The sequence below is a fragment of the Winogradskyella pelagia genome (assembly GCF_017581965.1).
Taxonomy (GTDB): domain Bacteria; phylum Bacteroidota; class Bacteroidia; order Flavobacteriales; family Flavobacteriaceae; genus Winogradskyella; species Winogradskyella pelagia.
In genome coordinates, this window is record NZ_JAGEVF010000010.1 from 24,651 (window position 1) to 37,854 (window position 13,204).

At 36.3% G+C, this 13,204-nt stretch carries 8 protein-coding genes and 3 tRNA genes; 4 read left to right on the forward strand and 7 right to left on the reverse strand.

Features of this window, described 5'->3' with window-relative positions; translation table 11 throughout:
• Window position 1: 1 nt before the first annotated feature.
• The 5 genes from J4050_RS12130 to J4050_RS12150 all read right to left on the reverse strand — a co-directional run bounded on the left by J4050_RS12130 (window position 2) and on the right by J4050_RS12150 (window position 3,970).
• Entirely contained in the window at window positions 2-847 is an 846-nt protein-coding gene (locus tag J4050_RS12130; RefSeq protein ID WP_208154860.1) for a hypothetical protein, read from the reverse strand.
• Window positions 848-1,336: 489 nt separating this feature from the next.
• A tRNA-Arg gene (locus J4050_RS12135) sits at window positions 1,337-1,410 on the reverse strand.
• Window positions 1,411-1,561: 151 nt separating this feature from the next.
• A tRNA-Pro gene (locus J4050_RS12140) sits at window positions 1,562-1,636 on the reverse strand.
• A gap of 79 nt (window positions 1,637-1,715) precedes the next feature.
• Window positions 1,716-1,802, reverse strand: a tRNA-Ser gene (locus J4050_RS12145).
• A gap of 119 nt (window positions 1,803-1,921) precedes the next feature.
• Window positions 1,922-3,970, reverse strand: a complete 2,049-nt coding sequence (locus J4050_RS12150) for an HD family phosphohydrolase (protein WP_208154861.1) — start codon at window positions 3,968-3,970, stop codon at window positions 1,922-1,924.
• Between the two features lie 112 nt (window positions 3,971-4,082).
• On the opposite strand from J4050_RS12150, the gene J4050_RS12155 reads away from it, so the two are divergent.
• The gene (locus J4050_RS12155; RefSeq protein ID WP_208154862.1) at window positions 4,083-5,261 is read left to right on the forward strand and encodes an acetyl-CoA C-acyltransferase; all 1,179 of its coding nucleotides are present in this window, start codon (window positions 4,083-4,085) and stop codon (window positions 5,259-5,261) included.
• A gap of 9 nt (window positions 5,262-5,270) precedes the next feature.
• Window positions 5,271-6,020 carry a C40 family peptidase gene (locus J4050_RS12160; RefSeq protein WP_208154863.1) on the forward strand — a complete coding sequence of 250 codons (750 nt, stop codon included), beginning with the start codon at window positions 5,271-5,273 and terminating at the stop codon, window positions 6,018-6,020.
• A 55-nt stretch (window positions 6,021-6,075) separates the two neighbouring features.
• On the opposite strand, the gene J4050_RS12165 is transcribed toward J4050_RS12160, so the two are convergent.
• Complete coding sequence (locus J4050_RS12165; protein WP_208154961.1) at window positions 6,076-7,365, reverse strand: tetratricopeptide repeat protein; 1,290 nt, start codon at window positions 7,363-7,365, stop codon at window positions 6,076-6,078.
• 28 nt (window positions 7,366-7,393) lie between these two features.
• The gene (gene gyrA, locus J4050_RS12170) at window positions 7,394-9,928 is read right to left on the reverse strand and encodes a DNA gyrase subunit A (protein ID WP_208154864.1); all 2,535 of its coding nucleotides are present in this window, start codon (window positions 9,926-9,928) and stop codon (window positions 7,394-7,396) included.
• 262 nt (window positions 9,929-10,190) lie between these two features.
• Here gyrA and J4050_RS12175 point away from each other — a divergent pair, with 262 nt between their 5' ends.
• Together J4050_RS12175 and J4050_RS12180 are read left to right on the forward strand one after the other, a co-directional pair.
• Entirely contained in the window at window positions 10,191-12,743 is a 2,553-nt protein-coding gene (locus J4050_RS12175) for an ATP-dependent Clp protease ATP-binding subunit (RefSeq protein ID WP_208154962.1), read from the forward strand.
• A gap of 83 nt (window positions 12,744-12,826) precedes the next feature.
• Window positions 12,827-13,195: a hypothetical protein gene (locus J4050_RS12180; RefSeq protein WP_208154865.1), complete on the forward strand. Its 369-nt coding sequence runs from the start codon at window positions 12,827-12,829 to the stop codon at window positions 13,193-13,195.
• Window positions 13,196-13,204 lie beyond the last annotated feature (9 nt).

Sequence of the window (13,204 nt, forward strand, 5' to 3'; positions counted from 1 at the left end):
ACTATTCCTCACTTGGTTCTAAGAAAATTGCTTTTAACAGCGCCTCATTGGTGTCTGTATTTGACTCTAAGAATTGGTTTAAACTAGATTGTGTTAATCCATATGGATTTAAGTATGTGACCGTTGTAGAAACCAAAAGATTATGTATGGTTATTTTTTCATTTTTAGCAGTGGCTTGGGGTAATATAAAAGCAGACTCGTTGACAATTCTAGTTTTGGACGCTATAAAACTTGGTACAAGTCTTGTGATTTTTGCTGTCCCTAATTCTTTAATTTCCAAAACTTTAGTAGAATCTTTTTTTATTGTTGACATTTCAGCCTTAATAGTTACTTCAAACGTTTCTAGAATGAAATCATACTTTTTCTTGATTTTTACAGGGATATATTTTTCTTGAATTGTAACTGTATCAAGACTGATTTTTAGAATATTATCGCTCTTATTTAAATTAAAGCCATATCTACTTGCTATAGCGTCTTTACTTTTACCTCTACCAAAGTAATGCAGAACAGCTGAAAACTTCCTCTCTTTATCAAGATTTGAATAAGGAATACTTACACTGTTAATAGAGTGGTTTGAAGAGTTGTAATCTTTTTCGTCAACAGACGTGATATTCTTAAGAATTGAATTTCCATAACTTATAGCATAAGGTATTAAGGCACCGGCTACTGTGTTTAATCCAATATTTAATAACTTATTATTAGAGCTGTCAACAGGTTCATTGTATTCTAGTTCAAGGTAGGTTCCTTTAGTTTTAATTTTATCCCTGTCTTTATTCCATAATTTAACCTGTGAAAAACATTGGGCAGAAACAAAAGCCACAAGGGTAATTGAAATAATTCTATTCATAATCCGCTGGTTTTATGTTGGTTAATAGCTTAATTTAAACCACATAAGGTATTCTCTCTCAATAAGAGACCTTGCAATGGTTTCGTGCAGTCAACAACGAATTATGTAATTCTTACCGTTTAAGGAGTCGGTAATACGTGAATTAATGTAAAGTTAGAAATTATACTAAAAGATTCAAAATGGAAAGTCATTGTTTATTAACAAGATATGCAAAAGCGTTCCGCGTTGAAGATCAAACTTGGATTGCATATCCTGATAGCACGCCGTGCTGAAAATAAAAAACCCATTCTAAAAAATTCAAGCTGGTCTTGCTGAGAACTTAAACCTTTGCAAAACAGAACTTCTTCAGGATTAAATTTTCTGGCAGCTCGCCGTGCTGAAAATAATTCAGGATTGAATATCCTGATAGCACTCCGTGCTGAAAATAAAAAACCCATTCTAAAAAATTCAAGCGAGCTTGATTTTACGAACGGGTTTTTTATTTATTCGTGATCGCGACAGGATTCGAACCTGTGACCGTCTGCTTAGAAGGCAGATGCTCTATCCAGCTGAGCTACGCGACCCTTCAAGGATTAACGTTGTTTATCCTGAAAAATGTTGTAGGATGACGTCGCTACGCTCCGTGATCCTTTATTGGCGGTGCCAATTAAAGCAAACTCCTATTCTTCTTAAGAAAGCGAGCTTTCTACGAAAAATTCTCATTTGCCTTGTTTGTCGGGGTGGCAGGATTCGAACCTGCGACCTCCGCGTCCCAAACGCGGCGCGATAACCGGGCTACGCTACACCCCGGACTGAGCGTTTAAAAAATGTCTGGTAGACATTTTTAGCGAAAGGGCCAGCCGGCGTGTTGGCCTTTCTATTCTCATTCTGGCGGAGAGACCGGGATTCGAACCCGGGCAACACTTACGCGTTGACAGATTAGCAATCTGCTCCATTACCACTCTGGCACCTCTCCTATTCAAATTAAATGAACGTTTCGCAAATTTTGCGGATGCAAATGTAACTTATCATATTAAAGAACGCAACAATTTAAACAGTTTTTTGGAAGTAAATAATCTAATTTAAAACTAGAGTTTATTCAGGATACTCAATTCTAAGATGATAGATGTTGGCAAGCTTTAACTTAAGGACCTTTTTTATGGATTGTATTTCCTTAAACGTAATATTTGCATTCAAAAATTGGCCTGTTTCCAGTTGCTTATTCACAATGTTCTCAACAAAATCGTTAAGCTTTGAACTTGTAGGTTCTTTTAAACTCTTTGATGCGGCTTCCACAGAATCGCACATCATTAGTATGGCGGTTTCCTTGCTAAATGGTTTTGGCCCAGGATAAGAAAAATCTTTGATATCTACATCATCATTTTTTGCCTTTTCAGTCCTGTAAAAATAATAAACAGCGCTGGTGCCGTGGTGCGTTCTAATAAAGTCTATGACCCGATCTGGCAAATTATTCCTCTTTGCTATCTCAATACCATTTATAACGTGGTCTATAATGATCTTTGCACTTTCCCTACTTGATAATTCCTCGTGCGGATTAATTCCGGTACTTTGGTTTTCTGTAAAATACGTGGGATTCTTCATTTTACCGATGTCGTGATAGAGCGCACCTACCCTCACTAACATTGCGTTTGCTCCTATTTCGTTCGCTGAAGCTTCTGCCAAATTTGCGACGTTTAATGAGTGATGAAATGTACCTGGAGCCTTATTTGATAATTCCTTAAGTAATTTGGTGTTAGTATCTGAAAGCTCCAGCAAGGATACATCAGAAACCAAGCCAAAGAGTTTCTCGTAAATATAAATAAGAGGCTGTACAAATAAAGTGGCCAAACCACATAAGATAAATAACCCAAAAGTCTCCCATTTTAAATTATTGATTTGCCCTTCATGAATTACGAAAAATGCAAAATATGCAATGATATAGATGAAGGTGATCTGACCAACAGAGATAAATAAATTTGCACGCTTATACAGTTCTGAAACCGTCAATATAGTTACAATTCCTGCGATAATTTGAAGAAATATATATTCATTACTATTGGGTACTATAAAGCCTAACAGCAATACCGTAAGGACATGTGCAAAAAGCCCAAGTCTAGCATCGAAAAATGCTTTTAGTACTAAGGGTAAAACACATAAAGGGACGACATAAATGTATTGTGAATTATAATTAATAACTATTGTGGTTAACAATATAATTAAAGCGATATTGAAAAATATAAACGTAACCTTGGTATTGTTTTCAAAAACTTCTCTCCTGTATTTTTGCAGAAACAGCAATAGCATTAACAAAGCCAGTGCAACCAGAAGTGTATAGGATAGCACAACAAGATTGTAATTTTGAGAATTCCAAACCTGAGATTCGTACTCTGACTTTAAAGAATTTAAAATATTATACTGTTCTTGCTCAACGACCTGGCCCTTAGACACAATGAGCGTTTCTTTTTCTATACTGCCTCTTGTTAGGGATATATTGTCTACGGCTTCTTTAAGAGCACTTTCGCTCAATTCTGAATTTAAGGTGAGGTTAGATTCTATAATGTCAAAGAAAAGTGCTATTAGCCTATTTTTACTTTGACCATCCTCTATGGCTTCATAGGCTGAATTTAACTTAGATTTTAATTCGGATTTTTCAAAAAGTAAGCCAAATTCAACCTCCTTTTTGATTGTATTGGACTCAATGATATTAACGGTTCTATTTGGACTATAATTATACTTAGAATCCACAACTCCTGTTTCGTAGAGTTCTTCAATTAAATCTTGCCCAATATTAAAGAACTTTGTTCGGCTTAGTGAGGACAAACTATCTCCAAATACTAATTTAAACCGCTCTACATAATCTGAAATAACTTTCTCTTCTACAGTAGGGTCGATATTAAAATAAATAGGAGTATTATCCTTCAACGCTTTGGTTTCGGCATCTATTTCGTCTTGATTTTTCTTTATGGCAAAATCAAACGGTGCATATAAGTTCTCCGATTGCCAGGGTTTTCCCTTTTCAAAGGAATAACGGAATTTCCCAGTTTTAGGAAATAAATAAACGATAAACGAAGTGGTTACCGCAAATAGGAGAATTTTATAGACCAGCGAATGGTTCTTGTACCACTTATTTAGAAGTTTACTCATATGCTATCAAATGTAACAAATAAAGAAAAAATAGAACAGCATAATACCTAAATACCTCCTAAATCTCTCAAAAAATCGTTAATTTCGCGGAACTAAATAAAACTAAAACACAATGAATAGAGAGGTTGTAATTGTATCTGCCGTGCGTACTCCAATAGGGAGTTTTTTAGGAAGTTTATCTCGTGTACCGGCACCAAGATTAGGGGCTAGCGCTATTAAAGGTGCTCTAGACAAGATAGGCCTAAATCCAGAATTGATTGATGAAGTTTTAATGGGTAATGTTGTTCAAGCAGGAACAGGTCAAGCTCCTGCAAGACAAGCTGCCATTTATGCTGGCATTCCAGATACAGTGCCTTGCACTACCGTTAATAAAGTTTGTTCTTCTGGTATGAAAGCCGTTATGCAAGCTGCACAAGCTATACAATTAGGTGATGCCGACATTGTTGTTGCAGGAGGCATGGAGAACATGAGCGCCATACCTCATTATTACCATGCACGCTCTGCAACCAAATTTGGACCTGCAACCCTGGAGGACGGCATGCAGAAAGATGGATTAGTGGATGCTTACGACAAAAATGCCATGGGCGTTTGTGCAGACTTATGTGCGACAGAACACAATTTCTCTAGAGAAGAACAAGATGCTTTTGCCGTACAATCCTATAATAGATCCAAAAACTCCTGGGATTCAGGAAAATTTGATAATGAGGTGGTGCCAGTAGAGGTTCCTCAAAGACGAGGAGAACCTGTTATTGTAAGTAAGGATGAAGAATACTCTAATGTAAAGATGGAAAAAATACCTTCTTTACGCCCAGCTTTTACTAAGGACGGTACCGTAACCGCTGCCAATGCTTCGACCATTAATGATGGTGCAGCTGCTTTAGTACTAATGAGTAAAACAAAAGCAGAAGAACTTGGTTTAAGTCCAATTGCAACAATAAAAAGTTATGCCGATGCTGCGCAAGAGCCACAATGGTTTACAACAGCACCAGCTAAAGCCTTGCCGAAAGCCCTTGATAAAGCTAAAGTAAGCCTAGATGATATTGACTATTTTGAGTTTAATGAGGCTTTTTCAGTTGTAGGCTTGGCAAATATGAAAATCTTGGGACTTTCAGATGACAATGTCAATGTCAATGGTGGCGCTGTTTCTCTAGGACATCCATTAGGTTGCTCTGGGGCGAGGATTTTAGTAACTTTAATTAATGTACTACATCAAAACAATGCTAAGCTTGGAGCCGCGGCAATTTGTAACGGCGGAGGTGGCGCATCTGCAATGGTGATTGAACGCGTTTAAAGCATTTCAATGCGATACGGTATTTGTAATTTAGGTATTGTTCCTATTAGGCTAGAACCTCAGGATTCATCTGAAATGGTTACACAAGTTCTTTATGGTGACCAATTTAAGGTGTTGGAACAGCGCAAGAAATGGAGCCGTATCCGTATAGCATTTGACAAATATGAAGGCTGGATTGACAACAAGCAATATCTTGAAATCAACGCGGAAACCTATGACAAATTAGTTAATGCAAAACCTTATTTATCTAAGGATTTGATACAATATGTGTCAGACAAGTCTAATAACCTATATCCAATACCTATAGGGTGTGATTTAAATATATTAGACGTTTTAGACCATTCTTTTGAAGGTCATTCTGCATTTACAGAAAAGGATAAAACTAATATTATCCCAACAGCCTTTCTTTATCTTAATGCGCCTTATTTATGGGGTGGAAAAACACCGTTTGGAATAGATTGTTCTGGCTTCACTCAAATGGTATATAAACTAAATGGAATAGCACTAAATAGAGATGCCTCGCAGCAAGCTGCACAGGGCGAAGCTTTAAGTTTTATTGAGGAGAGCGAACCAGGTGACCTCGCCTTTTTTGATAACGAGGATGGGCAAATCATCCACGTAGGCATTATAATGGAAGACAACTATATCATCCATGCCCATGGTAAAGTGAGAATTGACAGATTGGACCATAGTGGGATCTACAACATAGATAAAAAACTCCATACCCATAAATTAAGGGTTATAAAGAAAATCGTATAAAAAAAGCGACTTATGTAAGTCGCTTTTTTTATTATTTTTTATGGTTTTTTGGACCTTAGTTACCTCCAGCAGCAGCTTCCATAGCCTCAACTTTAGCTTTCATATCGTTGTAATTATCCATGTCATTCAATTGACTGTAGATATTCATCAATGTTTTCGCCGCCTGGATGTTATTCTTATTTAACTCCAACGCTTTAGTAAGATACGGGATAGCGTCTTTGTAAATCTGTGACCTCTTACCTTTAAGCTCATCATATCGTTTATTGTCTGCAGCACTCATACCTAAAGAGTTCATTTCTTCAACTATAGAAGCTTCGCCGTCTAATATACTAACCGCTATGTTTGTATAAGCATCAACATAACTAGGATCTAACTCAATAGCCTTTTTGTAATACGCCATTGCCTGCTCTTGGTCTCCTCCTTCTGCTGCTAGAACACCCAAGTTATATTGTAACTCGGCATTATTTGGATCCTTAGCTGTAGCTTCTTCCATTAATTCTTTAAAACGCTCTTTATTGCCCATTTTTAAGTAAACATTGGCCTCAGAAAGAATTAATCCCATATCATCTGGGTTTTCTGCTCTCGCATCTGACATCGCTGCCAAAGCCTTTTCATCTTTTCCTTGAGAAACATAGATCAAGGCTATATTCTTAGTTATCTCTCCTCTTTTAGATGTCGCTTTTTCATCCTTTGGATTGGAGTGGGTTTTAATAGTTTTTACTGCAAAATCTCTAGACTTCTTATCGTTAAAGGATTCTTCTTGGCCATTTTCTTTATTTGTGGCGTAATAATTCATTTTAATACCTGTATAGCCCAAATTTTGAAGTTCCGTGTAATAATTTAGAGCCGTATCATAATCTTGACTCGTTACGGCAGAGGATGCTGCATAATACAGATACGTCGTATCCTTTGGAGACATTTTATAAGCCTTCTCAAACCCTGAAGCTGCACTTGTATAATCTTTTCTACCAATAGCTGCGTTTGCCTTGGTTAAAAAGTTATTGACCATTGTAGTCTTCATTTCATTGGCATCTTTAGTATATCTAAACTTACCCATACTAGCTTCTACCTCTTTTAATTGGTCTAAGCTTTCAATGGCCTTGTCAATATTATCATTTGTTCCTGCACCATTTGCATACAACGCTTGAGCTTTCACATAGTAGTAATTTGCTTTAGTCTTGTCGTCCATATTACCGATTAACTTATCCGCCTCAGCTACCGCAGATTGTGCGTCTGCCCAATTCAAATTTTTAATAGCTTTCTCAATGGCCTTAATTTCTTTTTTTTGTGCAAAGGACATTGCTGTGACGGTTAAGAGTAACACTAATGTCATTAATTTTCTCATCACTTTAATAATAATTTATATGTTAATTTTAGTTTTCAGTTTCGTTAGTATCAATAGCTGTGCCATCTTTTTCAGAAGTAGGATTGTCATTTAATCCGTCTTCTTCAATAGAATCTTCTTCATCATCCTTCATAACCTTTGCAACAGCAGCTATAGAGTCATTACCCTTAAGGTTAATGAGTTTAACACCTTGAGTTGCTCTTCCCATTACACGAAGATCAGACACTGCCATTCTAATGGCAATACCAGACTTGTTGATAATCATAAGATCATCTTCGTCCGTTACATTCTTAATGGACACTAAATTACCTGTTTTTTCGGTAATAGAAATGGTCTTAACCCCTTTTCCTCCACGATTGGTAATCCTGTAATCCTCTAAACTAGAGCGTTTTCCATAACCATTTTCTGAGACTACAAGGATATTGCTTTCCATATCATCAACAGCAACCATACCTATAACCTCATCAGTTTTTTCGTCTTGCAATCTAATTCCTCTTACACCAGATGCATTACGTCCCATTGGTCTTGTCTTAGCTTCTTCAAAACGAATGGCTTTACCAGATTTTAAGGCAAGCATTACTTGACTCTCTCCAGTTGTTAACTTAGCTTCTAATAAAGTATCGTCTTCTTTGATGGTAATTGCATTAATACCGTTGGTGCGAGGTCTAGAGTACTGCTCTAACGAAGTTTTCTTTACCTGACCTTTCTTAGTTGCCATAATGACATAATGGCTATTAATATAGTCTTCATCTTTTAAGTCTTGAGTACAGATGAAGGCCATTACCTTATCATCTTGCTCAATATTAATTAGATTTTGAATCGCTCTCCCTTTAGATGTTTTAGCGCCTTCTGGGATTTCATAAACACGCATCCAGAAACATTTTCCTTTTTGTGTAAAGAACAACATATATTGATGGTTTGTACCAACAAATAAATGCTCTAAGAAATCTTCATTCCTAGTAGTAGAGGCTTTTTGACCAACCCCTCCTCTGTTTTGTGTTTTATACTCAGTCAGTGACGTTCGTTTAATATAGCCAGCATGAGAAATGGTAATTACTACTTTCTCATTAGGTATCATATCTTCAATACTTAAATCACCACCAGCATATTCAATTGTTGAACGACGCTCATCACCATACTTGTCTTTAACCACCAAAAGTTCATCTTTGATGATATCCATTCGACGCTCTTTTTTATCGAGAATATCCTTGAGGTCTTCTATGGTTTTCATCAACTCTTCATATTCACTTCTTAATTTATCTTGCTCTAGACCGGTTAATTGTCTCAATCGCATTTCGACAATCGCCTTAGCCTGTATCTCAGTAAGTTTAAAGCGCTCTATTAACTTTTCTCGTGCTTCATCTGCATTAGAAGACGCTCTTATTAAGGCAATGACTTCATCAATATTATCAGAGGCAATTATTAATCCCTCTAAAATATGTGCGCGCTCTTCTGCTTTACGTAATTCGTATTTTGTGCGTCTTACAACTACATCATGCCTGTGCTCAACAAAATGATAAATTAAGTCTTTAAGATTAAGAAGTTCTGGCCTTCCTTTAACAAGTGCTATATTATTTACACTAAAGGAAGATTGTAATGCCGTATATTTATAAAGCTTATTAAGTACTATATTAGGTATAGCATCTCTCTTTAAAACATATACGATTCGCATTCCTTTTCTATCTGACTCATCTCGAATTGTGGAAATACCTTCTAGTTTCTTATCATTAACTAAATCTGCCGTTTTCTTTATCATATCAGCCTTATTAACCTGATATGGAATTTCATTAACGATTATACATTCACGACCATTAACTTCCTCAATATTTGCTTTTCCGCGCATCACAATTCTGCCGCGACCTGTATGAAATGCTTCCTTTACCCCATCATAACCATAAATAATTCCTCCGGTAGGAAAATCTGGCGCCTTGATATGTTGCATTAATTCATCAATCTCTATGTCTGGATTGTCAATTAGAGCAATTGTCCCATCTACAACTTCAGCAAGGTTATGAGGTGGCATATTGGTTGCCATACCTACTGCAATACCTGATGCTCCATTGATTAATAATCCAGGAATTCTTGTTGGTAGCACCGTAGGCTCTTCTAGCGTATCATCAAAGTTTAATTTATGATCTACGGTTTCCTTATCGATATCTGCCAACATATCCTCAGAAATCTTTCGCATTCTGGCCTCTGTATAACGCATAGCTGCAGGACTGTCTCCATCAACAGAACCAAAGTTTCCTTGACCGTCAACTAACATGTATCTTAAGCTCCACTCTTGCGCCATACGCACCATAGTATCATAAACAGAGGTATCGCCATGAGGGTGATATTTCCCTAAGACCTCACCAACAATCCTTGCAGACTTTTTGTGAGCTGTATTTGATCTTACTCCTAGCTCATGCATTCCGTAAAGTACACGTCTATGCACTGGCTTTAAACCATCTCTTACGTCCGGTAAAGCACGTGACACAATGACCGACATTGAATAATCAATGTAGGCAGATTTCATTTCATCTTCAATATTAATCGGAATCAGTTTCTCTCCTTCTGACATATATTAATTATATTAATTTTTATAGGTTTTCATAACGTGCTAATATACTTATTTTAGTAGTGTTTAAGGGAACTCATACCCGTCTTTTTAAGACTTTTTATTAACAATTTTTGATATCTTTTTAGTTAATAAGTAAATGCTAAATCACTTTGATTTACTTAGGTTTTTTAGTCTATTAGTTGCATCCTTATATTTAAGGTATAGTTTTTGACATATAGTACCATATGTTTTATTATTTTTAATGCAGAAAGGCAATTTAGATATGGATGATAATTTTTCCCCAAGAGTTAAAGATGTAATAGCGTACAGCAAAGAAGAAGCGTTGCGACTTGGCCATGATTTTATTGGAACCGAGCATTTAATGCTTGGCCTTTTAAGAGATGGCAGTGGTAAAGCAATAGATATTTTAGGTGCATTAGATGTAGACTTAAACCATTTAAGACGTAAAGTTGAGATTTTAAGTCCTGCTAATCCCAATATTGTTACCGCCTCAAATGAAAAAAAGAACTTACATCTCACAAGACAAGCAGAACGTGCCCTCAAGACAACATTTCTTGAGGCTAAATTATTTCAGAGTACATCAATAAATACGGCACATCTATTACTCTGTATCTTGCGAAACGAGAACGACCCAACAACAAAACTTTTAAATAAATTAAAAGTGGATTACGATAATGTAAAAGAAGAATTTAAATCAATGATAACAAGCGAAGACGACTATCTAGAAGCACCTAAATCAGAATCATATTCAGACGATGATATAAATGACGAAGATGATGCGAAGCAAAACCCATTTGGCGGAAGCCAAACAGGTAAATCGAATAAAAAATCTAAGACTCCAGTTTTAGACAACTTTGGTAGGGATTTAACCATTTTAGCCGAAGAGGGTAAATTAGACCCTGTAGTGGGAAGAGAAAAAGAAATACAGCGTGTATCCCAAATTCTCAGCAGGCGTAAAAAGAATAATCCTTTATTGATTGGCGAGCCTGGTGTCGGTAAATCCGCAATAGCAGAAGGCTTAGCCCTGCGTATTGTAAAACGTAAAGTCTCACGTACATTATTTAATAAGCGTGTGGTAACTTTAGACTTGGCAAGTTTGGTAGCCGGAACAAAATACAGAGGTCAGTTTGAGGAACGCATGAAGGCGGTAATGAACGAATTAGAAAAAAATGACGATATCATTTTATTCATTGATGAGATTCATACCATAGTTGGTGCAGGTGGTGCCACAGGAAGTCTTGACGCCTCTAACATGTTTAAACCTGCCCTTGCACGAGGTGAAATTCAATGTATAGGTGCCACAACTCTTGATGAGTATAGACAATATATTGAAAAGGATGGCGCTCTTGAACGTCGTTTCCAAAAGGTAATAGTAGAACCAACTTCGGTTGAAGAAACAATAGAAATCCTTAACAATATTAAAAGTAAATACGAAGAGCACCACAATGTCGATTATACAGACGAGGCAATTCAAGCCTGTGTAAAATTGACAAACAGGTATATGACGGAGCGCTTCTTACCGGACAAAGCCATTGATGCCCTCGATGAAGCAGGCTCTAGGGTTCATATTACTAACATAGATGTTCCTAAACAGATTATAGAACTAGAGAAAAAGTTAGAGGAAGTAAAGGAAACTAAGAACAGTGTTGTAAAAAAACAGAAATACGAAGAGGCGGCAAAACTCCGTGACGACGAAAAGCGTTTAGAGAAAGAATTAATGGCTGCCCAAGAAAAATGGGAAGAAGAAACAAAACAACATCGAGAAATTGTCACGGAAGACAATGTGGCTGATGTTATTTCTATGATGACAGGAATCCCAGTGAATAAAATTGCACAAACTGAAATAAATAAATTAGCACAGTTACCAGAGCTAATCAAAGGCAAGGTTATTGGTCAGGATACAGCAGTAGCTAAGGTTGTAAAGGCCATTCAAAGAAATCGAGCTGGTCTTAAGGACCCAAATAAACCCATAGGATCTTTCATTTTCTTAGGTCAAACTGGCGTTGGTAAAACACAACTCGCTAAAGTTCTAGCTAAGGAATTGTTTGATAGTGACGATGCGCTTGTTAGAATTGATATGAGCGAATACATGGAAAAATTTGCTATATCTAGATTAATTGGTGCACCTCCAGGTTATGTAGGCTATGAGGAAGGCGGACAGTTAACTGAAAAAATTAGACGTAAGCCATATGCCGTGGTACTTTTAGATGAAATTGAAAAAGCGCATCCCGACGTTTTTAACATGTTGCTTCAAGTATTGGATGACGGTTATCTCACGGATAGCTTAGGAAGAAAAATTGATTTTAGAAACACTATAATCATTATGACGTCCAATATTGGTGCTAGAAAACTGAAAGATTTTGGTACTGGTGTTGGGTTTGGTACTGCTGCACGAGAAGCTCAAGAGTCTAATCATGCGAAAGGGATTATTGAGAATGCTCTCAAAAAAGCATTTGCACCAGAGTTTTTAAACAGAATAGATGATGTAATTGTTTTTAATACCTTAGAAAAAGAAGATATTAATAAAATTATTGATATTGAATTAGTTAAATTAATAGAACGCATCAAAGACCTTGGCTACGAGCTTAAATTAACAGCTAAAGCCAAAGAATATATTGCAGATAAAGGATTTGACAAACAATATGGTGCAAGACCTCTAAAACGTGCTATCCAAAAGTACGTAGAAGATGCACTTGCTGAAGAAATTATTAATTCTAAAATCCAGGAAGGTGATACCATAACCATGGACCTTGATTCTAAAAATGAAGAACTGAAAATTAAGGTAAAAAGTTCTAGTAAACCCACAGAATCTTAGAACAGATAAAAATAAAATTCAAACTCCTCTTTTTTATATGAGGAGTTTTTTTTATCTTAATAATAGTTTTAAAGGCTAAAATCATGGAAAAAACCCTAACATATGATTTCTGCGAAATGACCATTCATACTAATTACGTCATTGTAGTTATGAAAGAGGGGGTTGACATTACGCCAGAACATAACCATGTTTTAGTAGATGTTACTAATCAATATTTTAAGAATACACCATTTGTATATATTACACATAGAATAAACTCCTATTCTGTTAATCCTAAAATCTATTTTGAAACAGCAAAAATTAAAAACTTAAGAGGTTTTGCTGTAGTCTCAAAGGATTATAAGGCAAAAGTCAACGCTGAAATAGAAAAAATGTTCTTTAGCAAACCTTTTGAAATCTTCGGAGACTTGGATGAGGCCAAACAATGGGCAGAGGCCTTAGTAAAACAATAAGCATCTCTC